This window comes from Propioniciclava sp. MC1595 (assembly GCF_017569205.1).
Lineage (GTDB): Bacteria > Actinomycetota > Actinomycetes > Propionibacteriales > Propionibacteriaceae > Propioniciclava.
On the sequence record NZ_CP071870.1, the window covers coordinates 2,080,943 to 2,102,999 of the forward strand.

Consider the following 22,057-nt stretch of genomic DNA (forward strand, 5'->3'; position numbering starts at 1 on the left):
TCTCAGACCCGGACGCCCAGCAGCGCGTCCACCAGCGTCAGGACCTCGGTGACGCTCTCGGTCTCGTCGGTCTCGACGGCCGCCGAGGCCGCGACCCAGGTGTCGACCGCGGCCAGCGCGGCTGGGGCGTCGAGGTCGTCACGGAGGGCGTCCCGGATCGCCTGGACCGTCTCGTTGGCGGGGAACGCGGTCGGGTTGTTCGCGATGGACCGCCACGCCGCCAGCCGCTCGGTGGCCCGCTCGAGGTCGGCGTCGGTGTACTCCCAGTCGGAGCGGTAGTGGTGGTCGAGCAGCACCAGCCGGATCGCCATCGGGTCGACGCCCGCCGCGCGCAGCTTCGAGACCAGCACCAGGTTGCCCTTGGACTTGCTCATCTTCTCGCCCTGGTAGCCGACCATGCCGCCGTGCACGTAGGCGCGCGCGAAGGCCTGGCCGGTGGCCGCGCGACCCTGGCTGGCGCTCATCTCGTGGTGCGGGAAGACCAGGTCGGAGCCGCCGCCCTGCACGTCGAAGGCGGGCCCGAGGTGCTCCAAAGCGATGGCGGTGCACTCGATGTGCCAGCCGGGACGCCCCTTGCCGAGCGGGGAGTCCCAGCTCGGCTCACCGTCGCGCTCGAGCCGCCACACGAGGCAGTCGAGGGCGTCGCGCTTGCCGGGGCGCTCGGGGTCGCCGCCGCGCTCGCCGAAGATGGCCAGGGCGGCCTCGCGGTCGAGGTGGGAGACCTCACCGGCGCCGGGGGCGGCGCTGCAGGCGAAGTACCAGTCGGGGTGCTCGGGGTCGTCGACCTGGTAGACCAGCCCGGTCGGGACCAGGCGCTGGATCAGCTCGGTGACCAGCGGGACCGACTCGACCGCGCCGACGTAGTGGTCGGGCGGGATGACCCGCAACGCCTCCATGTCGGTGCGGAACAGCTGCGTCTGGTCCTCGGCCAGCTCCACCCAGTCGACGCCGGTGGCCTCGGCGCGCTCCAGCAGCGGGTCGTCGACGTCGGTGACGTTCTGGGTGTAGGTGACCTCGAGGCCGGCGTCGCGCCAGGTGCGCACGAGCAGGTCGAAGGCGACGTAGGTGTTGGCGTGGCCCAGGTGGGTCGCGTCGTACGGCGTGATGCCGCACACGTACAGGCGGGCGGGGCCGTCGGCGGGGCCGACCTCCACGAGTTCGCCGGTGGCGGTGTCGTGCACACGCGGACGCCGCGGGTCCGGGGACACGCGGGGGACGTCGGGGCGCGACCACGCCTTCATGGGACTCCTCGGGGCGACTCACCGGGCGTGGCACCGTGCCACGCGCGCTCGCCAGCCTAACGTGGCCCGTGCGGGGTACGCTGGCCCGGCCGTGGGCGCCGAGACGACTGTGCCCGGGAACGAGAGGGAACACATGTTGGAGTGGTGGCAGTCGGTGATCCTCGGGATCGTCGAGGGCGTCACGGAGTTCCTCCCCATCAGCTCCACCGGTCACCTCACCGTGGTCGAGAAGCTGATGGGCCTGCAGATCAACGACCCGTCGGTGACGGCGTACACGGCGATCATCCAGATCGGCGCCATGGTCGCCTCGATCGTCTACTTCTGGGGCGACATCATCCGCATCGCCGGGGCGTGGTTCGCCGGCCTGGCGAACAAGGAGCGCCGCGGCCCCGACTACCAGCTCGGCTGGGCCGTCATCGTCGGCTTCACCGTGACCGCGGTCGTCGCCCTGCTCCTCAAGGACCTCATCGAGGGCCCCCTGCGGTCGCTGTGGTTCGTGGTGGGCGGCCTGCTGGTGTGGAGCGTGGCCATGTTCGTCGGCGACCGGGTCGGCAAGCAGGAACGCGGCGAGGACTCGATCACGTGGAAGGACGGCGCGCTGCTCGGCCTCGTCCAGTGCCTCTCGCTGGTGCCGGGCGTGAGCCGCTCGGGTGCCACCATCACCGGGGCGCTGTTCCTCGGCATCGACCGTGTCACCGCCACGCGGATGAGCTTCTTCCTCGGCATCCCCACGCTCGTGGCGGCCGGGTCGTTCCAGGCCGTCACGTCGGCGTCCGACATCGCCGCCCCCGGCGGCATCGGCTGGGTCGCCACCATCATCGGCATCGTCGTGTCGTTCGTCGTCGCCTACGCCTCCATCGCGTGGTTGCTGAAGTTCGTGGCCACCAACGACTTCACCGCGTTCGTCGTCTACCGCGTGGTCGTCGGCCTGGTCATCGCCGGCCTGCTGCTGGCGAACGTGATCACGCCGGTGTAGCTATCGTGGCCGCCATGTTGCGCCGGAGTGTGGGGACCAGCGGGTTGACCGTCGGACGCCTCGGGCTCGGCACGATGACCTGGGGGCGCGACACCCGCCCCGACGACGCCAAGGAGGTGCTGCGCGCGTTCGTGGCCGCCGGTGGCGACCTCGTCGACACCGCCCCCGCCTACTCGCGCGGGGCAGCCGAGCGCATCCTCGGGAGGCTGCTGCGCACCGACGTCGACCGCGACGACGTGGTGATCGCCACCAAGGCCGGGTTCACCTTCCGCGACGGCGTGCGGGTCGTGGACACCTCGCGCCGGGTCCTGCTGGACGACCTGTACGAGTCCCTGCGCCGCCTGGGCACCGACCACATCGACGTCTGGCAGGTGCACGCCTGGGGGCAGGCCCCGCTCGAGGAGACCCTCGCCGCCCTCGACCACGCGGTGTCGACCGGCGTCGTGCGCTACGCGGGCGTGTCGAACTTCGTCGGCTGGCAGACGGCGGCCGCCGCGACGTGGCAGTCGGCGTTCCCCGGGCGGGCGCGGCTGGTGAGCAACCAGGTCGAGTACTCGCTGCTGGCCCGCCGGGCCGAGGTCGAGGTCCTGCCCGCCCTGCGCCACTTCGAGATGGGCTTCTTCCCGTGGTCCCCCATGGGCCGCGGCGTCCTCACCGGCAAGTACCGCGGCGGGGTGCCCCGCGACTCGCGGGCGGCGACGGCGCACTTCGGCTGGTACGTCGAGCCCTACCTCGAGGCCCGTTCGCGCGCCGTGGTCGAGGCGGTGGCGAAGGCCGCCGACGGGCTCGGGGTGTCGCCGCTGCAGGTGGCGTGGCTGTGGGTCCGGGACGCCCCGGGCGTGACCGCCCCCCTGCTCGGGGTGCGGACCGCCGCCCAGCTGGCCCCCTACCTCGAGGCGGAGCCGATGACCCTGCCGCCCGAGATCGCCGCCGCCCTCGACGACGTGTCGGGCGGCCAAAATGAGGCACGCAGCACCTGAACCACCCGCAACCCTGATCCCGGGCAGACGCGGACGCCGGCGTGCCCCAGGTGCTGCGCCACGTCACCGCGAAGGTGGGACCCGTCGGCTGACGTACGCTGGCGACCTCACGAGGGAAGGGGTTGACATGCCCAAGCAGCGCGTCGTCGTCATCGGGTCCGGCTTCGGGGGCTTGTTCACGGCCAAGGCACTCCGGGACGCGGATGTGGCCGTGACGCTGATCTCGAAGACCAGCCACCACCTCTTCCAACCGTTGCTCTACCAGGTCGCGACGGGGATCCTCTCCGAGGGCTCCATCGCCCCGGCCACCCGCGAGATCCTGCGCGGCCACCGCAACACCACCGTCGTCACCGGCCTGGTGACCGACATCGACACCGAAGCGCGCACGGTCACCCACCGGCACCACGACACCGAGACCACCACGCCCTACGACCACCTGGTCGTGGCCGCGGGGGCGGGCCAGAGCTACTTCGGCAACGACCACTTCGCCACCTACGCGCCCGGCATGAAGACCATCGACGACGCCCTCGAACTGCGCGCCCGCATCTTCTCCGCGTTCGAGAACGCCGAGATCGCGGACTCCCCCGAGGAGCGGCAGAAGCTGCTCACCTTCGTGGTCGTCGGCGCCGGACCGACCGGCGTGGAGATGGCCGGCCAGATCGCCGAGCTCTCCCGCGTCACGCTGCGGGGGCAGTTCCGGCGCATCGACCCGGCCGCCGCGCGCATCATCCTGATCGATGGCGCCGACCAGGTCCTGCCCCCGTTCGGTCCCCGCCTCGGGCGCAGCACCCAGCGGTCGCTGGAGCGGTCCGGCGTCGAGGTCGTGCTGAACGCGATCGTGACCGAGGTGGATTCCGACTCCGTCACCTGGCGTACGGCTGACGGGCAGACGACGCGCGTGCCGTCGGCGGCCAAGGTCTGGGCCGCGGGCGTCCGGGGCAGCGAGCTCGGCGCCCTGCTGGCCGCCCGGACCGGCGTCCCCCTCGACCGCGCCGGGCGTGTGGTCGTCGACGAACACCTCGCGGTCCCCGGGCACCCCGAGGTCACCGTCATCGGCGACCTCGCCGCCGTCCCCGACGTCCCGGGCGTCGCCCAGGGAGCGATCCAGGGCGCACGGTTCGTCGCCCGGCGCATCGCCGCCAGGGCCGCGGGCCGCGAGCCCGACCCCGCCCCGTTCCGGTACACCGACAAGGGGTCGATGGCGACCATCTCCAAGTTCGCCGCCGTCGTGAAGATCGGACGCCTCGAGCTCACCGGGATCGTCGCCTGGGCGGCCTGGCTCTTCCTGCACCTGCTCTACATCGCCGGGTTCAAGTCCCGCATCACCACGCTGCTGCACTGGGCGATCAGCTTCCTCGGCACGGGTCGCACCGAACGCGTGATCACCAACCAACAACTCGTCGGACGCCTCGCGCTGGAGCACCTCGGCCAACGAGTCACCGGACGCCTCCTGCGTGGCGAGACCAACGTCCGCGGCGAGCAGCCGCGACGCGACGCCTGACCAGCCACCCGCGGGGGGCGGCCGGACTCTCGGCGCCCCCGCACGGCGGCCCTGATGCCGCGCCGGCCTGCTTGGCCCCGGGCACGCATGCGCGCCCGGGGCCAAGAAGTGGACCATGTCAGTCGAGGATGGTCACCTCTCTCACCTGATCGTTGCCGCGGGTGGACACGTGCACCCGGTAGGGGCCGACCGAGTAGGTTCCATCGGCGTTGTTGCTGATGCTCGACGGCCTCGTGCGGCGGAGCGGCCCCTCGGTCCGTTACGACTACAGGACCGGGCGAACGGTCATGGTCCCCCCGCTCCGTGAGCGTGTCGAACGTCCCCCCGAGTAGCCGCCGCGACGGACGAGCGGTATCCCTCGATCCCTGAGGTTGTCGCCCTGTCCCCTGAGCTTGTCGAAGGGTAACGACCTGCACATCGCACCACCCCCTGCACCGTCGACCCGAGAAGCCGCCGCAAGAGACGAGCAGCGGCGAAGACACACGAGCTGGGCGGTCAGTTCCTGCTCGCGGGCATGGCTCCCCGCAAGGCAGAGATGCGCGAGGCCGCGATCGCCATGGGCAAGACGCTCGCCAAGGAGGGAGTCGAGGTGCGGATGCTCGCCAGCTCACCCCCGAGGGGCTGGCCGGAGCTGACGCGCTCATCATCGCGACGGGCGCGCGTTCTGCGTGCGCGAGCAGGGGCACCGCCTACTCACGCGCCCACGAAGTAGATTGACAGCCTTACTATTCAGACATTCGATCTAGATATGGACACTGACATCGCCTGGCCCAGCGAGTGGCTGCGCGGCGTGCTGGGGGCTTGCGTTCTTCGCATCCTGTCGGACGGACCCACGTACGGCTACGAGATCGCCACGCGCCTCGCCGCCGCCGGGCTCGGGACCGTCAAGGGCGGCACGCTCTACCCCCTCCTCGGGCGCTTCGAGGAAGCCGGGTGGGTCGAGGTCGAGTGGCGCCCCGGCGACGGTGGCCCCGGACGCAAGTACTACGCCCTCACCGACGCCGGCCGCAGCGAGGCCTCGGCGGTCGCCGCCCGCTGGGCCCAGTTCACCGACACCACCCGTCTGCTCACCGACCCCCTCATCGATCCCAGGAAGGCCTGACATGCCCGACATCTCCACGCCCCACATCAGCAAGGACTGGCGCGAGGACTTCATCATCGCCATGCGGACGCAGGACGCCTCGGGCGAGCAGATCGGAGACGCCCTCGCGACCGTCGACGCCCACTGCGCCGAATCCGGTGAGTCCGCCGAGGAGGCCTTCGGCGACCCGACGACCTACGCCACGACCCTCGTGCCCGAGCCCGCCGCCGGATCAGGGTTCGGGGCGTCGTTCCTCGTCGGCGTGCTCATGGGCCTGCTTGGGCTCCTCATCGTGCCCCGCGCCGTCGACGACTGGGTGACCCGGACGCCGTTCACCGTCACCATCGGCGACGTCGTGGCCCTCGCCGTCGTCCTCGGCCTGACCAGCGTCGTCATGGCACTCCCCCGCCGGGTGCTGCCCTGGCTCGCGAAGGTGAAGTACTCCGTGGCGGGCCTGTTGGGCGTCGCGCTGATGGCGGTGCTCGTGCTCGCGATGCTGTTCCTCACCGACGTCGTGGCCGAGTTCAGCTGGCTGGTCGCGTTGGTGATCGGCGTCGGCCTGCTCGTGGCCAGCGTGACCTCCACCTGGCGCGACCTCTCAACCCCCGACCCCGTGGCCGACCCCCGCTCCACCGAGGCTCCGCCCCGTCGCACCCAGTGGCTCGCGGCGCTGACGTTCCCCATCCTGACGGTCCTGATCCTGGGGATCGACGCCCTCTTCCGCCTGGCCAGCTGACGTTCGCCCTGAGGAAATGATGTGCCAGGGCAGATTGCGCAGGCGAGGCACGTTTTCTCAGGGTGAGTCAGTATGGCCGTGGCGGGCGATGGTGCCGGCGAGTCCGGAGCAGGCGCAGAAGATACTCCTGAGTGTCCGTCCAGTCGTCGAACAGTTGCCGGTAGCTGAGCCGAACGGGCGTATGGCCCAGGGCGCGGGCGGCCATGTCGCGCCGATAGTCCTCGTCCCGGTACTGGTGGTGCGTACGGCTGTCGCATTCGAGGAGGAGCGACTTGCCGACGAGAAAGTCCACGCGGCCCACGCCAGGGATGTCGATCTGAGGCTTGACCTGGACCTGATGCTGCTGGAGCCAGAGCCGCAGCCTCGTCTCGGACCCGGATTCGGCGCTCGGGTCGAAGAACCGGAGTGCGTGCTGCTTGCGGCCCGACGTGCCCGCGATGAGAACGCGGGCATCCGTCAGGCTGATCAGGCCCAGATTCACCGCAGACTCAAGCACCATCAGCGCGTCCTCGGCGCTGTGGTGGCTGAGCCAGACAGTCTGCCAGCGGAAAAACCGCCTCAGCAGGGAGGGGGCCGTAGTGGGGGTGCCAGTTCGGATGGGATCGCTTGGCGCCCCTGTCCACAATGACGTGCGGTTCACCGGGAGGCCGTGTCCACAGGCCGTACTGGGCACACCCCGAGAGGCAGCCAAGCCGTCCGCCCTTGCTGACGGCCCTCACCACAGCGGACTCCGCTGTGGGGTGGGCGACCCAGCCCCTGGTTATCCGGACCAGGGTGCCGGCGTCGAGGGCCGCCCTGATCGCCTTGTCGTCCCAGCCGCCGCGGCGTAGGTCTGAGATCTTCAGTACTCCGGAGGTCATGGCCGAGACTCATCCTGAAGTTTTGATGTGCCAGGCGTGCATGTCGGCTGGAGGGACGAATGTTCAGGGTGAAAATTCCGCACACCCGTCACTCTCGGCGCTGGACCCTACGATTCACCGTTATCCACAGGACGACGTCTTATCGACCTCAGCGCAGGAACTGCCCCGGCACGTCGAAGTACCGAGAGTCGCGGGCGAAGGCGCGGAAGAAGCAGAAGATGTAGCCCATCCGCTCGTCGTAGCACTCCCACGTGGTGACGCGGCTTCCGATGACGTCTCCGTCGGGCGCGTGATCGAAGCGCTCGGCCAGCTCGCAGAGATCGTCCCTCGTCAGGTGCGACAGGACGCTCGGGTACCTGAGCCCACCGAGGTAGCTCGGCAGCGGCACGTCGCGGCACACGTCTAGCGGCCCGTCGGGCGTGATGACCTCGACGAAGCGGGTGGTGATGCGGCCGAACAGTCCGCCGAGCGGCATGGCGTCGTCGATGAGGTCGTCGGCGATGTGCTGCTCGTGCGCCGCGACCTTCACATTACCCAGCAGCATGAGCTCCGCGAGGGCCTGATCGACCTCCTCGTCGGCGGGTGCATCCCCCGCGAGATCCCTCAGCTCGACGGCGGTCTGGTAGGCCACGAGGGCGTCGGCCAACTCGGGGGTCGTCTCGAACATCGCGTCCCCGAGCGCGACCTCAAGCGCAGTCCTGCTCGGCCCGCCGGCGCGCACCACCTCGTCGAGCCAGCGGACGAACCGGGGCGCGACGTCGGCGATGATCGTGCGGTTCCCCTCGGCCACGGCTCTTGATGTGCCCCAGTCGATCGGGAGGCCTTCGCCCCGGATCGCTCGGCCTGCGGTACCGCTCGCCCATGCGCCGAACGCGAGCCAGTTGACGTCCCGCCGCCCGACGACGTCGGCCACGGCAAGCGCGAGGTCGCGGTAGCAGGTGGTGATGGCCACGTTCCGAACCACGGGGTCGGTCATCGCGACGATGTCGCCGACCATCTGCTGCGTGGGGTGGGGCATAGGTCATCGTAACCAGCATCGTCGCGGCCACGGGCAACTGGCGTTCGACGATCAAGACGACGTGCCCCTCTAGGCTGGGTTGCATGGATCGAACGCTCCGGCTCTCCCCCGACGACGACCTGGGCCAGCACGTCCTGCAGCTCATCCGGGGGGATCGCACGGTCTGCCGTCAATTCTTGGACGAGCGAACGGGCAACCTTGGCAAACGCTTCCCCAGCATCCTGCCCCAGAGCTTCAGGGCGGGGCAAGGGGCAATTGAAACGATTCTCCGCTGGTCGGCCCCCGGCAACGCAAAGGACCCCCGATCACCGATCGGGGGTCCATCTGTGCGCGAGAGAGGACTTGAACCTCCACACCCTAGAACGGGTACTAGCACCTCAAGCTAGCGCGTCTGCCAATTCCGCCACCCGCGCAAGGTGTCGGCCGGGTTTCCCCGACAGCCAGAGAACTATAGCGCGACGAGGTCGAACGCACCAAAACGAGTGCTGTCGCTCACCCGAACAGCGTGATCGCGCTCGTCACGAGCATGTAGGCGGACACGGCCACCAGCAGCCAGGCGAAGGCGCGCTTGAGCACCGCGGCGTCCAGACGGCCCGACAGGCGGGCGCCGAAGATCGATCCGACCATCGTGGCCGCCGTGAAGGCGCCCACGAAGAGCCAGTCGAGGGACGCCCCCAGCGCCAGTTTGGTCGCCAGCGCCGACGCGCTGTTGAGGGAGATCACCAGCAGGGAGGTGGCGACGGCGACGGGCATGGGCAGGCCCAGCACCAGCACCAGGGCGGGCACGATGGCGAACCCGCCGCCCACCCCGAAGAAGCCGGTCAGCACGCCCACGCCGAGGCCGGTGAGGCCGGTCAGCACCACCGTGCGGGGGGTCAGCGAGGCCGGGCCCGCGGCGTCCGACCTCGGGCGGCCCTTGCGCAGCATCAGCGACGCCACGACGGCCAGCAGCACCGCGAACGCCGCCATCAGCCAGTCGGGGTCGAGCCCGCGGGCCAGGACCGACCCGAGGACCGCCCCAGCCATCCCGAAGAGGGCGAAGACGAGGCCCCGCACCCAGTCGACGCGGCCGGCACGCGCGTGCACCGCCACCGCCACCAGCGACGAGACCCCGACGATGACGAGGGACGCCGTGGTGCTCTCGGCGATGCCCATGCCGAACGCGTAGGTCAGCACGGGGATCGTGAGGATGGCCCCGCCGCCGCCGAGCGTGCCGAGGACGACGCCGATCAGCAGCCCGACGACGACCGCGCCGACGAGGGTCACGACACGACGGGCAGACCGGCGCCCTGCGCGTTGGAGAACTGGTCGTCCACGTGCACCACCGTACGCCCTGCCGCGGCCAGCATCGACGAGGCGATCGAGGCGCGGTAGCCGCCGGCGCAGTGCACCCACAGCTCGCCGGCGGGCCAGTCGGCCTCGCGCTTGAGCAGGTCGTGCAGCGGGATGTGGACGGCGCCGTCGATGTGCGACTCCTCCCACTCCAGGCGGCGGCGGGTGTCGAGGATGACGACCTCGCGGTGGTGGCGGACGTCGCGCAGGTCGGCGAACGTGGCGCGGGGGTAGCTGGCCAGTGCGCCGTCGGTCCACTCCTGCGGCGTGCCGGTGGCGGCACCCTCGAGGCGGTCGATGCCGATGCGCACGAGCTCGCGCTGGGCCTCGGCCACCTCGTCGGCGGTGTTGCCCAGCAGGGTCAGCGGGGTGCCCCACGGGATCAGCCAGCCCAGGTAGGTCGCGAACTGGCCGTCGAGCCCGGCGTTGAAGGTGCCCGGCACATGGCCGGCCGCGAAGGCGACGCGGTTGCGCAGGTCGACGACCCACTCCCCCGCCTCGATGCGGCGGCGCAGGGTCGCGGCGTCGGCGGGTTCGGGCGAGGACAGGTCCGGGGCACCCGGCCCGGCGGAGTTCGCCGGCCCCATGTGGGCGTAGTAGGCCGGCCAGACGTCCAGGCCCTCGAGCAGGTCGGCGACCCACTCCTCCTCGCCGCGGGTCAGCACCGGGTTCTCGACCTTCTCCAGGCCGATCGTCGAACGGTCGGCGGACGCCTGCGTCGCCGAGCAGAAGCTGCCGAACCCGTGGGTGGGGAGCACGCGCGCGGCGTCCGGGAGCTCACCGGCGAGCCGGTGCGCCGAGGCGTACTGGTGGTGCGCCAGGTCGTGGGTGTGGTCGGGGCCGAGCAGGTCGGGGCGCCCGGTGGTGCCGAACAGCAGCGAACCGCCGGTGAAGACACCGACCGCCTCGTCGCCGTCGCTCAGCGCGTAGGACAGGTGGGTGAAGGTGTGGCCGGGCGTCGCGATCACGCGCACCCGCATGCGGTCGCCGACGGCGACCTCGTCGCCGTCGCGCACCGGCACCCGGTCGAAGGCCACCGGGTCGTCGGCGTTCATGTGGTAGGCGGCGCCGGTCGCCTGCGCGAGGGCGAGGCCGCCGGTGACGTAGTCGTTGTGGATGTGGGTCTCGAACACGTGCGTGACCCGGACGCCGGCCGCCTCGGTCACGGCCAGCACGCGGTCGATGTCGCGCTGCGGGTCGACCACCAGCGCGACCTGCCCGTCGTGGGCCACGTAGCTGCGGTCCCCCAGGCTCGGCGTGTCGATCGGGACGATCTCGATCATGGTCCAGCTCCTCTGCTGTTTCTCAGATACCCCTAGGGGTATTATTCTGCCGCACAGTGGAGCCGCAGACAAGAAAGGTGGACGATGGCCGAGCGCATCCCCCTGGAGGACTTCATCCCGCTGCACGCCGACGGCGCCGTCGTCGTGGACGTGCGGGAAGCGAACGAATACGTCGAGGGGCACGTCCCCGGCGCGACCTTCGCCCCCATGAGCCGCATCGCGCTGCACCTGGCCGACATCCCGCGCGACCGCGACGTCTACGTCATCTGCCGCTCGGGGAACCGCAGCCAGGCGATGGCCGACCTGATGACCGCCCAGGGCATCCGGGCGATCTCGGTCGACGACGGCACGATGGGCTGGATCAACCGCGGCCTGCCGGTGACCACGGGCCAGGAGCCCTGAGCCACCACCCGACCCGGCGTCCTACAGGGCGCGCACCTGGTCGGGCGTGAGGTCGGCGAAGCCGGGGTCGGCGGGCAGGCGTCGCCCCTGGGCGCGGAAGTCGGTGTCGAGGACGATGGACGCCAGCTGGATCACCGCGTCCACCGCCGGGGTGGGCACGCCGAACTGCCGCGCTAGCTCGGAGATGAACACCAGCCCGTGGGGCACGTCCTCGGTGAGGTAGCGGAAGTCAAGGGTCTTCGGCGCCTGGCTCTTGGCGAACCCGATGCCCTGGTTGTACCCCTTCAGCCACGTGGCCTCCGACAGGTAGCCCTGCCGCACGCCCAGCTCGGGGTCGGGGACGATGCGCACGCCGATCGCCTCCCCCAGCGCGATCCGCTCGTCGTCGATTGCCTGCATCAGGCGCGCCGTGGCCGGCGTGACGCCCTCGGTGTAGAACAGGAAGTCGCCGCCGGTGTTCTCGATGCGCGCCGCGTTCAGCAGCATGATCGCGGGGTGCAGGACGGGGTTGCCGTTCTGCAGCGTGGTCTGCAGTACGTTCGCGGCCGCCTCGGCCTGGGGCCACACGACCTGCAGCTTGGCCAGCAGCTCGTCGGTGCGCGTGCTCGGCAGGGCCGCGACGAACAGGCCGTCCAGCACCCGGGTCGTGACGCGCACGACTCCGGGCTCGACCAGGCGGCAGCCGTAGGGCAGGGTGCCGGTCTCGCCGATGACGTAGGTGTCGTCGAGCAGGTCCAGGCCGAGGGCCTTCTTCAGCACGACGGCCCCGTTGCAGCCGCTGGGGAGCATGCAGTAGGCGGCCTCGGTCGACAGGTGCCCGCGCAGCGCCTCCCCCAGCGCCTCGTGCGCGTAGGCGGGCCCGACGACCAGCACGAGGTCGGCGCCGTCGACCGCCCGGGCGAGGTCGTGGCCCGCATACCGGACCGGCGCCGTGCCCTCGAACTTCACCCGCCCCTCGATGTGCCCGGACGCCGCGATCGCGGCGATGTTCTCGCCGAACTCCTCGAAGTCCCACAGGGAGACCTCGTGCCCGGCCTGTGCCCACTCGAAGGCCGCCGCCGTACCACCGTTGCCCGAACCCAGGATCGCCACGCGCATGCATCCACGCTAGCCGCATCGCGGGTTGCGCGAGAATGAACGCATGACGGTGACGACCCGCCCGGCCACCCCGGCCGACGCCGCGGCGATCCAGCGGCTCAACCGCGACGACCTCGGCTACGACCACCCCCTCGACGCGGTGGTGGCGGCACTGGCCGACGCCCTCACCAGCCCCCGCGACCTGGTCATGGTCGCCGAGGTCGACGGCGACGTCGTCGGGTACGTGCACGCCGAGGAGCACCGCCTGCTGTACCTCGACCTGCTCGTCAACGTCATGGGCATCGCCGTGCTGGCCGACGCGCAGGGCCGCGGCGCCGGGCGCGCCCTGATGGAGCACGTCGAGGGGTGGGCGCGCGAGCGTGGGGCCAGCGGCCTCCGACTGGTCTCGGGCGAGGCCCGCGCCGGCGCGCACGCCTTCTACGAGCGGCTGGGGTTCGTGACCACGAAGAAGCAGCTGAACTACCGCAAGCCGCTGTGACCCGCCCGGGTCAGGCGTCGAGGGCCGCCCGCAGCGCGTCCTCGAAGTCGGGGTAGGCCGCGGCGACGTCCTCGAGGTCGACCTGCGGGGGCAGCTCGTCGAGCCGCTGGCGCTGCAGCAGGAACGCGACGGTCGCCCGCACCACGTCTGCGGCAGGGGACGAGCCCACGCCGAGGGCGTCCAGCGCGGCCGGGTCGGCCAGGAAGCGCGTCTCGACGGCGTCGCCGTCCACTTCGCCGCGGACCAGGTAGTGGTGGTCGCGGAACTCCTCGACCTCGAAACCGACGGACATGCCTCCCCTTCCCGGGCTGGTGGCGGGCAGGCTACCCGGCCTGCTGGCGCAGGCGCTCCAGCAGCACCGGCCCTTGGCTGTGCTCGACGTCCCGGGCCCCGACCAGCAGGGTCACCACGGGTTCGTCCGCGAGGTCGTGGGCGAGCGCCCGGGCCGCACCCGAGGCGTCCAGCTCGGCGCGGTAGCGCCCCGCGAACTCGTCGAAGCGCGCCGGGTCGTGCCCATACCACTGCCTCAGCTCGGTGCTGGGCGCGACGTCGACGGCGTGACGGTCGATGCGGGCGTCCGCCTTGGCCAGGCCCCGCGGCCACAACCGGTCGACCAGCACCCGGACGCCGTCGGCATCGGCCGGCGCGTCGTAGGCACGCCGCAACCCCCACCGCGTCCCGGCCATGGCCACCTCCCCCTCCAACCCCTACAGGGTAACCCGTCCCCCTTGTTTTTTACAGATGCATCTGTATCTAATGGGGGATCCGAGCAGGGCCCCGTCTCCCCTTGCCAGCGGGCGCGGGACCCGAGGAGGCGCAACCCATGTCCACCGTCGAGACCCCGCACGTCGCCACCCGCAGCCTGACCCTGCCGGCCGCCCACCGATGGGTGCGCGGCACCCGGCTGATCTCGTTCCTGGCCACCACGGACCACAAGGTGCTCGGCACCCTCTACTTCGTCACCACGATGGCGTTCTTCATCTTCGGCGGCATCCTCGCCCTCCTCGTGCGGGCCGAGCTCGCCTTCCCGGGCCTGCAGTACCTGCACTACGAGCGGTACAACCAGGTCTTCACCATGCACGGCACGATCATGCTGCTGATGTTCGCCACCCCCCTGTTCGCGGGCTTCGCGAACTGGCTGCTGCCCCTCCAGCTGGGGGCGCCCGACATGGCCTTCCCCCGCCTCAACGCCTTCGCCTACTGGCTCTACCTCGGCGGCTCGCTGATGGCCTGTGCCGGGTTCCTCACCCCCGACGGCGCGGCGTCCTTCGGGTGGTTCGCCTACGTGCCGCTGTCTGACGCCGTCCACTCCCCCGGCGTCGGCGGCAACCTCTGGGTGCTCGGCCTCTACGTCATGGGGCTGGGGACGATCCTCGGCGCGGTGAACTTCGTCACCACGATCATCTGCCTGCGCGCCCCGGGCCAGACGATGTTCCGGATGCCGATGTTCACCTGGAACATCCTCATCACCTCGTTGATGGTGCTCATCACGTTCCCCGTGCTGGCCGCCGGCCTGCTGGTCCTGGCATCGGACCGCATCCTCGGCACGCACGTGCTCGACGCCGCCACCGGCGGGGCCATCCTGTGGCAGCACCTGTTCTGGTTCTTCGGCCACCCCGAGGTCTACATCATCGCGTTGCCCTTCTTCGGGATCGTGACCGAGGTCATTCCCGTGTTCAGCCGCAAGCCCGTGTTCGGATACGCCGGGCTCGTCGGCGCGACGCTCGCCATCGGGCTGCTCTCCATGGGGGTCTGGGCCCACCACATGTTCGCCACCGGCGCGGTCAACCTGCCGTTCTTCTCCTTCATGACCATGCTGATCGCGATCCCCACGGGGGTGAAGTTCTTCAACTGGATCGGCACCATGTGGAACGGCTCCGTCCGCCTGGACACACCGATGCTGTGGGCGGTCGGGTTCATGACGACGTTCCTCTTCGGCGGCATGACTGGCGTGATCCTGGCGAACCCGTCGCTGGACTGGCACGTCACCGACACGTACTTCGTCGTCGCCCACTTCCACTACGTGGTGTTCGGTACCGTCGTGTTCGCGATGTTCTCGGGCTACTACTTCTGGTGGCCCAAGTTCACCGGGCGCATGCTCGACGAGCGGTGGGGCAAGGTGCACTTCTGGCTGCTGTTCATCGGCTTCCACACCACCTTCCTCGTGCAGCACTGGCTGGGCGTCGAGGGCATGCAGCGCCGCATCGCCGACTACCTGCCCGAGGAGGGCTTCACGCTGCTGAACCAGATCTCGACCGTGGGCGCCTTCCTGCTGGGGGTCTCGATGCTGCCGTTCGGTTGGAACGTGTACATCACCCTGACCCGCGGCGAGCGCGTCACGGTCGACGACCCGTGGGGCTGGGGCCGCTCCCTGGAGTGGGCCACGTCGTGCCCGCCGCCGCGGCACAACTTCACAAGCCTGCCGCGCATCCGCTCCGAGTCGCCGGCCTTCGACCTGCACCACCCCGAGATCACCTCGGGCGATTGACACCGGGTCGGACCCCGGCGTCCGGGGTGTGGAACGCTGGAGGCATGCGCGCGTTGCCCGTCCTGGACCAGCCCCACGACACCTGCGTGCGTCGGGTGCCGATCTTTGCGCGGCTGTCACCCGACCAGCAGGACGCCGTGGGCTCGTTCGCCCGGCCGGTCGCCCTCGCCGCCGGGGAGCTGCTGCACCGGGCGGGCGAGCCGGTCGGCCAGCTGTTCGTCGTGCACACCGGGTCGGTGAAGCTAGTGCACACCGCGCCGAGCGGGCGCACCCAGATCGTCCGGGTGGCCGGGCCGGGCGAGGCCGTCGACGAGCACGCCTTCCTGACCGGGCAGCGCCCCGACCACCACGTCGAGGCCGTCGAGGACAGCCGCCTGTGCGTGTTCGACCACGCCGTGCTGGCCAAGCTGCTGGCCACCTACCCCGGCATCAGCGTGGGCATGATGCGGACGCTGTCGGAGCGACTCGCGGACGCCGAACGCCGCCTCGCCCTGTCCGCCCTCGACGTCCCCGCCCGCGTGGCCGGCTACCTGCTCGGACTGCCGGCCGAGGGCTCGGACGGGACGTACCGGGTGCGCCTACCGCTGGCCAAGAAGGACATCGCGTCGTGGCTGGCCACCACACCCGAGTCGTTCAGCCGCGCCCTCGCCCGGCTCGAGCGGGACGGGATCGTGGCGGTCGAGCGCGACGTGGTCACCCTGCGCGACCCCGACGCGCTGGACGCCCTCGCCAACCGCTGACCCTCCGCCAACGCGCGCACGGACGCGGCGCCCCACGATTCGCGGGAATACCGCTCGTCGAGAGGGCCGCCGCCCCGACAATGGGCGCAGGCTGGTCGTCGACGCGAATGTCTTCACGGGGCAGGGCGCGTCGTTCGCGTCCGCCTTCCGCGTCGAGGACGGCGTCTTCACGTGGGTCGGCGACCGGAGCGACGCCCCGGCGCCCGCACCCGGCGAGGAGGTGGTCGACCTGGGCGGGGCCACGGTCCTGCCCGGCCTCTTGGACGTGCACACCCACCCCGCGCTCCTGGCCTCGCTCATGGACGCGGTCCCCCTCCTCCCGCCCGCGGTCTCCTCGATCGCCGAGCTGGTCGAGGCCCTGCGCGCCCACCCCGAACCCGCGGACCCCGAGGACTGGGTCGAGGGCCACGGTTACGACGACGCGCGCTTCCCCGAGGGCCGCGGCCCCGACCGCCACGACCTCGACCGGGTCAGCACGACCCGTCCGGTCCTGGCACGGCGGTGCGACGCCCACACCGCCGTGGTGAACACCGCCGCGCTCCACCACGCCGGGATCACGCGCTGGTCGGCATCGCGGACCTCGCCGCGACGTTCACCACCCGCCCGCTGGAGTCGTTCCGTGCCGCCCGGGAGCGCACTTGGCTGCCGAGGCTGGGGCTCTACCCGGTCTGGGAGGACATCAAGGACGCCGGTTGGGTGCTCACCGACGACGACCGTGCCGGGGAGGTGTTCGTCGCGGGGGTCAAGGTGCTCCTGGACGGCGCCTAGGGCGTGTCGCGTAACTGATTTGGGTGGTGGGGGTCAGGGTTGTCTTTGTGACCAGGAGTCCTCAGTTCAGTGACGAGATGTGGGCGCGGATTGAGCCGTTGATGCCGCGTGGGGGCGCGAAGGGCGGCCGTCCGTGGAATGACCACCGGCGGACGGTGGAGGGCATCTGTTGGCGGTTGCGGACGGGGTCGCCGTGGCGGGACGTGCCGGCCGAGTTCGGATCGTGGTCGAGCTTGTGGCGCCGCTTCAACGCGTGGGCCCAGGACGGTACCTGGGACAAGATCCTCACCGCCATCGCCGGTTCACCGGAGGCAGAAGGTCTGGTCGCGGTGGTGGACGGCACGATCGTGCGGGCCCACAAGCACGCTGCCGGCGCCCGAAAAGGGGGATCCACCGAACTACAAGAATCCTCGGGCCGAACCAGCTGATCACGCCTTGGGGCACTCCCGTGGCGGGTGGACGACGAAGTCCCACGCCCTGGTCGACGCCTCCGGTCACCTGTGCTCGCTGGTGGTCACCCCGGGTCAGGCCGGTGAGAACCCCCGCCTGTTGGATGTGATCGATCTTGCCCCTCACCGGGTTGTCCGGGTGGTCGCGGACAAGGCCTACTCCCATCCCTCGACCCGAACCGAGCTCCGGCGGCGAAGGATCAAGGTGACCATCCCCGAACGCTCCGACCAGATCGCCCGTCGCAAGGCCAAGGGCAGCCGCGGCGGTCGCCCACCTGCCTTCGATCCCACCATCTACAAGGGCAGGAACGTGGTGGAACGCTTCTTCAACCGGATCAAGGAGTTCCGCGCCATCGCCACCCGCTACGACAAACTCGCTCGCAACTACCGCGCCGGCCTCGTCCTGGCCAGCACCATCATCTGCCTACGAGACCAGTTACGCGACACGCCCTAGTCGAACGCCACGGCCTGGACCCACGACCCGTACCCCGGGACCTGCGACCACGGCATCCGCACGACGTCGCCCGAGGACCTGAGGGCGGCCGGCGGGTGGGCCCGGGCCAACGGCGTCCAACTGGCCGTGCACGCGATGGGTGATGCCGCGATCGACGCCGTGCTGGACGAGTTCGCCGACCAGGAGGGCTGGCTGGGGGACCTCCCCTCGGTCCGGATCGAACACGCAACCCTGTTCACCCCCGCGATGGTCGAGCGCGTGCGCGCCGCCCGCCTGCCGGTCGCGGTTCGCTGCTGTACGGGAGGTAGGGTCGAGCGGTGCCCGACCTGATCAGCATCCACGGCTGGCCCATGCTGCTCGCCCTGGCGGCGTCCGCGGTCGTGATCGGGTTCTCCAAGACCTCCTTCGGTGGCATCGCCGCCATCTCGGTCGCGGTCTTCGCCCTCGCCATGCCCGCGAAGGAGTCGACGGCGACCGTCCTTCTGCTGCTCATCGTCGGCGACATGATCGCGATCACCCGCTACCGGAAGGTCTCGTGGCGGTTGCTGTGGAAGCTCGTGCCCGGCGTCGTCCCCGGCCTGTTGCTCGGGGCGCTGTTCATGAACGTCGTCGACGACGTCGTGATGCGCCGCACCATCGGCGCGCTCCTGCTGGCGATGGTGGCGCTCCAACTCTGGCAGCGCCTGCGCCGTCGCGCCGAAGAACCCGAGAACACCGACCCCCACTGGGTCCGCGCCGGGGTGACCGGCACGGCCGCGGGGTTCACGACGATGACCGCCAACGCGGCCGGCCCGGTGATGGCCCTGTACTTCCTGGCCGCCCGCATCGACAAGGCCCGCTTCATCGGCACGAACGCGTGGTTCTTCGCCCTGGTCAACCTGTCCAAGGTGCCGCTCGCGGCGTCCCTGGGCCTGTTCACCGTCGAAGGCCTCGTGCTGGACCTCGCCCTGGTCCCCGCCGTGCTGCTCGGGGCGTGGCTGGGGACGTGGGTGATCGGCAGGGTGTCGCAACGCCAGTTCGAGGTCGTCACCATGGCCGCCTCCGCCATCTCAGCCGCCTCCCTCCTCCTGCGCTGACAGCGGGCGGTCCTGGACCACGCCCAGCCGCCAGCCCCCGTCGGGCGACGAGGCCACCAGACCCCGTGCGCGGAGCTCCTCGAGGGCGGCGAGGGTCGCCGGGAGCGACAGTCCGGAATCCAGCGCCACCTCGCCCGTGTCACGGCTCCCCCGGCTGGGGAGGGCCTCGTAGACGGCCGCCTGCTCCTCGTCCAGCAGGTCGAGCAGGCGCGGCTGGCTCTCGCGGAGGACGAACGCCTCCCCCATCGGGGCGATGATCTCGCGGACGTCGGCGAGCCCGGTCACGAGCGTGGCCTGCCCCTCGCGGATCAGCCAGTGCGGGGTGTACGACGTCGAGCTGCTCACCGGCCCGGGCACGGCCATGACCGGCCGGAAGCAGGTGGTGGCCCAGTTGGCGGTGTTGCGCGCACCGCTGCGGGCAGTGGCCTCGACCACGACCAGCCCCCGGCCGAGCGCGGCGATGATGCGGTTGCGGGTCAGGAAGCGCCGGCGGGAGGGCGGCGTCCCCGGTGGGGACTCGGCGATGACCAGGCCGTGCTCGGCCACGCCCTCGAGCAGCGACGTGTTGGCACTCGGGTAGAAGCGGTCCAGCCCGCCCGCCATCACCGCGAGCGTCGGCCCGTCGGCGGCGAGCGCACCCCGGTGGGCTGCCGCGTCGATGCCGAACGCCCCGCCCGACACGACCGTGGTACCGCCCTCGGCCAGCCCCGCCGCGAGTTCGGTCGCCACCCGCTCGCCGTACGCCGTCGAGGCGCGGCACCCGACCACCGCGACGGCGTCGGCGGCCAGCTCAGCCAACGATGCGCTGCCCTTCACCCACAGCCCCAAGGGTGCACCACCCCACTGCTGGACCGGCTCGCTGCCGTCGAGGTCGGCCAGGGCGGACGGCCACTCGGGATCGGACGGCACCACGAAGCGCAACCCGTGCCGCCGGGCCAGCGACTCCACCGAGGCCAGGTCCACCAGCGCCGCCCGGCGGGACCATGGGTCGTCAGTCGTGGAGGCCCGCACCGACGCCCACACCGCCTCGGCACCCTCGGCGCGCAACCGCTCGCGGATGCGCAGGTCCCCCGCCTCCACCACGCAGGCCAGCGCCATCCGCGCTGCCCGCTCAGCCCGGTCAGCCACACCGCACCTCCGCCACGTCCTCCCCGCGACGCATCGCCAGCGCCGCCCGGATGTCTTGGGTGCGCGGCACCGCGGCACCGGCCAGGTCGGCCAGGGTCCACGCGATCCGCACCACCTTGTCGACGCCCCGCGCACTCAGCAGGCCGCGGGTCACGGCCGTGTCGACGAGGTCGATCCCCTGCGGGCTCGGCAGCTCGTGGCGCAGCACCGGCCCCGGCACTTCGGCGTTCGTCAGGTAGCCCAGCCCCGCCAGCCGGTGCAGCTGGCGGGCACGGGCCTCGGCGACCCGGGCGGCCACGGCCGCGCTCGGTTCGGACGCGCGGCGCATGGCCTTGCGCAGGTAGGACTGGTTCATCGGCCGCAGGGTCAGTTGCATGTCGATCCGGTCCAGGATCGGTCCGGACAACCGGTCGCGGTAGCGCCGCACAGCGTTCGGCGGGCAGGTGCACATCCGCCCCGCCAGGCCGTGGTACCCGCAGGGGCAGGGGTTGGCGGCCACGACCAGCTGGAACCGGGCCGGGTACCGCGTGGCCGCACGCGACCGGGCCAGTTCGACGTAGCCCTTCTCGAGCGGGATGCGCAGCGCCTCGAGCACGGTCGGGCTGAACTCGGGCACCTCGTCCAGGAAGAGGACGCCGCGATGGGCCAGCGAGATCGCCCCCGGCCGCGCGATCGACGAACCCCCGCCGACGAGCGCCGCGACCGAGGCCGAGTGGTGCGGGGCCGAGTACGGCGGACGCCGGGGCAACACCCCGTCGACGTACAGCCCCGACAGCGACCGGATGGCCGCGACCTCGAGCGCCTCGCCCGACGAGAGGTCGGGCAGGATCCCGGGCAACCGCTCGGCCAGCAGGGTCTTGCCCACCCCGGGCGGCCCGGACAGGGACAGGTGGTGGGCGCCCGCGGCGGCGATCTCGACGGCCCAGCGGGCCTCGTCCTGACCCGCGACGTCGGCCAGGTCGGGTTCGCGCCGGACCGTCCCGATGGGGACCACGTCGGGCAGCCGTTCAGGGACCTGCTCGCCGCGCAGCACGGCCGCCAGTTCCCGCACCGTGCCGACGCCGTGCACGGTGATGCCCTCCACCAGGCGGGCCTCCCGGACCTGCTCCATGGGTACGACCACGTGGCCGATGCCCGCGCGCGCCGCCTCCAGCACCGCCGGCAGGACGCCGCGGGTGCTGCGGACGCTGCCGTCGAGGCCCACCTCGCCCATGAGCACCGCGTCGTCGAGGCGCCCCTGCGCCACGCTGCCGTGGGCGGCGAGGATCCCCCCGACGATGCCGAGGTCGAAGTGGGTGCCCGACTTGGGCAGCGACGCCGGGGACAGGTTGATCGTGACGAGGTGCTGGGGCCACTCGAAGCCGCTGCTGCTGATGGCCGCCCGGCACCGCGAGCGCGCCTCGCTCAGGGCGGCGTCGGGAAGCCCGACGATCACGGTGCGGGGCAGGCCGCCCCCGACCGAGACCTCCACATCGACCAGGCTCGCCTGCAACCCGACCAGCCCCACCGAGCGGGCCTTCCCGAGCCTCACGGCTCGATCCCCCGCACGTGCTGCACCGACGCGGTGCCGTCGGGGTGCCAGAGCACGCCGAGGGCGTCGACCCTCAGCGACGGGACCGGCACCGCTTGGCTGCGCGCCCACGCGGCCGCCAGCCGCCGCAACCGCACGGCCTTGTCGTGGGTGATGGCCTCGAGCGGGGATCCCCAGCCGCGCCCGCGCCGGGCCTTCACCTCGCACGCCACCACGACCCCGTCGGGGTCACGGCACACGAGGTCGAGTTCACCGGCGGCCGTGCGCCAGTTGCGCTCGAGCACCTCCCAGCCCCGCCGCGTCAGGTAGTTGGCCGCGAGGTCCTCCCCGCGCTCACCGGTCTCTCGTCGTGGATCCATGCCCCTGAGGTATGGGCAGGTCCGGCCGGATCCGTGCACCCGGTTCCCGGCGCTGTGGACAACCGGCGCCACGGCCGG

At 71.4% G+C, this 22,057-nt stretch carries 22 protein-coding genes, 1 tRNA gene and 2 pseudogenes; 13 read left to right on the plus strand and 12 right to left on the minus strand.

Going from position 1 to position 22,057, the window contains the following annotated elements:
- Window positions 1–2: 2 nt before the first annotated feature.
- Complete coding sequence (mshC, locus tag J4N02_RS09830; protein ID WP_188334676.1) at window positions 3–1,241, minus strand: cysteine--1-D-myo-inosityl 2-amino-2-deoxy-alpha-D-glucopyranoside ligase; 1,239 nt, start codon at window positions 1,239–1,241, stop codon at window positions 3–5.
- A 136-nt stretch (window positions 1,242–1,377) separates the two neighbouring features.
- Between mshC and J4N02_RS09835 the strand changes: the two genes are divergently transcribed.
- The 5 genes from J4N02_RS09835 (at window position 1,378) to J4N02_RS09855 (ending at window position 6,515) form a co-directional block, all read left to right on the plus strand.
- Window positions 1,378–2,217 (plus strand): undecaprenyl-diphosphate phosphatase, encoded by an 840-nt coding sequence (locus J4N02_RS09835; RefSeq protein ID WP_182818388.1) that lies wholly within the window; start codon window positions 1,378–1,380, stop codon window positions 2,215–2,217.
- 14 nt (window positions 2,218–2,231) lie between these two features.
- On the plus strand, window positions 2,232–3,197 hold the full coding sequence (locus J4N02_RS09840) for an aldo/keto reductase (protein WP_188334675.1): 966 nt from the start codon (window positions 2,232–2,234) through the stop codon (window positions 3,195–3,197).
- Between the two features lie 127 nt (window positions 3,198–3,324).
- Complete coding sequence (locus J4N02_RS09845; protein ID WP_188334674.1) at window positions 3,325–4,698, plus strand: NAD(P)/FAD-dependent oxidoreductase; 1,374 nt, start codon at window positions 3,325–3,327, stop codon at window positions 4,696–4,698.
- 748 nt (window positions 4,699–5,446) lie between these two features.
- The gene (locus J4N02_RS09850; protein ID WP_188334673.1) at window positions 5,447–5,800 is read left to right on the plus strand and encodes a PadR family transcriptional regulator; all 354 of its coding nucleotides are present in this window, start codon (window positions 5,447–5,449) and stop codon (window positions 5,798–5,800) included.
- A gap of 1 nt (window position 5,801) precedes the next feature.
- Entirely contained in the window at window positions 5,802–6,515 is a 714-nt protein-coding gene (locus tag J4N02_RS09855; RefSeq protein WP_188334672.1) for a hypothetical protein, read from the plus strand.
- Between the two features lie 67 nt (window positions 6,516–6,582).
- Here the strand turns inward: J4N02_RS09855 and J4N02_RS09860 are convergent, their stop codons facing one another.
- From J4N02_RS09860 to J4N02_RS09880, 5 genes are all read right to left on the minus strand, one after another.
- Window positions 6,583–7,014, minus strand: coding sequence for a hypothetical protein (locus J4N02_RS09860; protein WP_188334671.1), 432 nt, complete (start codon window positions 7,012–7,014; stop codon window positions 6,583–6,585).
- A gap of 509 nt (window positions 7,015–7,523) precedes the next feature.
- Window positions 7,524–8,393 (minus strand): hypothetical protein, encoded by an 870-nt coding sequence (locus tag J4N02_RS09865; protein WP_182815922.1) that lies wholly within the window; start codon window positions 8,391–8,393, stop codon window positions 7,524–7,526.
- 327 nt (window positions 8,394–8,720) lie between these two features.
- Window positions 8,721–8,806, minus strand: a tRNA-Leu gene (locus J4N02_RS09870).
- A gap of 79 nt (window positions 8,807–8,885) precedes the next feature.
- Window positions 8,886–9,659 (minus strand): sulfite exporter TauE/SafE family protein, encoded by a 774-nt coding sequence (locus J4N02_RS09875; RefSeq protein WP_188334670.1) that lies wholly within the window; start codon window positions 9,657–9,659, stop codon window positions 8,886–8,888.
- Window positions 9,656–11,008, minus strand: a complete 1,353-nt coding sequence (locus J4N02_RS09880; protein WP_188334669.1) for a rhodanese-like domain-containing protein — start codon at window positions 11,006–11,008, stop codon at window positions 9,656–9,658. Before J4N02_RS09880 ends, J4N02_RS09875 begins: the two co-directional genes overlap by 4 nt.
- Window positions 11,009–11,092: 84 nt before the next feature.
- Between J4N02_RS09880 and J4N02_RS09885 the strand changes: the two genes are divergently transcribed.
- Window positions 11,093–11,410, plus strand: a complete 318-nt coding sequence (locus J4N02_RS09885; protein ID WP_182815916.1) for a rhodanese-like domain-containing protein — start codon at window positions 11,093–11,095, stop codon at window positions 11,408–11,410.
- A gap of 21 nt (window positions 11,411–11,431) precedes the next feature.
- Here J4N02_RS09885 and J4N02_RS09890 read toward each other — a convergent pair whose 3' ends face one another.
- On the minus strand, window positions 11,432–12,508 hold the full coding sequence (locus J4N02_RS09890) for an NAD/NADP-dependent octopine/nopaline dehydrogenase family protein (RefSeq protein WP_188334668.1): 1,077 nt from the start codon (window positions 12,506–12,508) through the stop codon (window positions 11,432–11,434).
- A 43-nt stretch (window positions 12,509–12,551) separates the two neighbouring features.
- Here J4N02_RS09890 and J4N02_RS09895 point away from each other — a divergent pair, with 43 nt between their 5' ends.
- Window positions 12,552–12,986 (plus strand): GNAT family N-acetyltransferase, encoded by a 435-nt coding sequence (locus J4N02_RS09895; protein ID WP_188334667.1) that lies wholly within the window; start codon window positions 12,552–12,554, stop codon window positions 12,984–12,986.
- A 10-nt stretch (window positions 12,987–12,996) separates the two neighbouring features.
- On the opposite strand, the gene J4N02_RS09900 is transcribed toward J4N02_RS09895, so the two are convergent.
- Both J4N02_RS09900 and J4N02_RS09905 read right to left on the minus strand, forming a co-directional pair.
- A complete protein-coding gene (locus J4N02_RS09900) occupies window positions 12,997–13,278 on the minus strand; it encodes a hypothetical protein (protein ID WP_188334666.1) in 282 nt (93 codons plus the stop codon).
- A gap of 31 nt (window positions 13,279–13,309) precedes the next feature.
- A complete protein-coding gene (locus tag J4N02_RS09905; protein WP_188334665.1) occupies window positions 13,310–13,672 on the minus strand; it encodes a DUF488 domain-containing protein in 363 nt (120 codons plus the stop codon).
- A 137-nt stretch (window positions 13,673–13,809) separates the two neighbouring features.
- On the opposite strand from J4N02_RS09905, the gene ctaD reads away from it, so the two are divergent.
- From ctaD to J4N02_RS09935, 6 genes and pseudogenes are all read left to right on the plus strand, one after another.
- Complete coding sequence (ctaD, locus tag J4N02_RS09910) at window positions 13,810–15,474, plus strand: cytochrome c oxidase subunit I (protein ID WP_188334664.1); 1,665 nt, start codon at window positions 13,810–13,812, stop codon at window positions 15,472–15,474.
- 44 nt (window positions 15,475–15,518) lie between these two features.
- Window positions 15,519–16,214 (plus strand): Crp/Fnr family transcriptional regulator, encoded by a 696-nt coding sequence (locus J4N02_RS09915; protein WP_188334663.1) that lies wholly within the window; start codon window positions 15,519–15,521, stop codon window positions 16,212–16,214.
- 265 nt (window positions 16,215–16,479) lie between these two features.
- Entirely contained in the window at window positions 16,480–17,055 is a 576-nt protein-coding gene (locus tag J4N02_RS17420; RefSeq protein WP_397421782.1) for an amidohydrolase family protein, read from the plus strand.
- Window positions 17,030–17,885 (plus strand): annotated as a pseudogene (locus J4N02_RS09925) (IS5 family transposase). Before J4N02_RS17420 ends, J4N02_RS09925 begins: the two are co-directional and overlap by 26 nt.
- Window positions 17,886–17,903: 18 nt before the next feature.
- Window positions 17,904–18,215: pseudogene (locus J4N02_RS09930) on the plus strand (amidohydrolase family protein); the annotation flags it as partial.
- The gene (locus tag J4N02_RS09935; protein WP_243760771.1) at window positions 18,203–18,961 is read left to right on the plus strand and encodes a sulfite exporter TauE/SafE family protein; all 759 of its coding nucleotides are present in this window, start codon (window positions 18,203–18,205) and stop codon (window positions 18,959–18,961) included. The pseudogene J4N02_RS09930 and the gene J4N02_RS09935, both read left to right, overlap by 13 nt.
- On the opposite strand, the gene dprA is transcribed toward J4N02_RS09935, so the two are convergent.
- Genes dprA through J4N02_RS09950 form a run of 3 tightly spaced genes read right to left on the minus strand, consistent with a single transcriptional unit; the run spans window position 18,935 to window position 21,979 of the window.
- A complete protein-coding gene (gene dprA / locus J4N02_RS09940; RefSeq protein ID WP_188332879.1) occupies window positions 18,935–20,089 on the minus strand; it encodes a DNA-processing protein DprA in 1,155 nt (384 codons plus the stop codon). The genes J4N02_RS09935 and dprA overlap by 27 nt on opposite strands.
- Window positions 20,082–21,581, minus strand: a complete 1,500-nt coding sequence (locus tag J4N02_RS09945; RefSeq protein WP_223202220.1) for a YifB family Mg chelatase-like AAA ATPase — start codon at window positions 21,579–21,581, stop codon at window positions 20,082–20,084. The genes dprA and J4N02_RS09945 overlap by 8 nt, the downstream gene beginning before the upstream one ends.
- Window positions 21,582–21,616: 35 nt before the next feature.
- Window positions 21,617–21,979, minus strand: a complete 363-nt coding sequence (locus tag J4N02_RS09950) for a YraN family protein (protein WP_188332877.1) — start codon at window positions 21,977–21,979, stop codon at window positions 21,617–21,619.
- Window positions 21,980–22,057 lie beyond the last annotated feature (78 nt).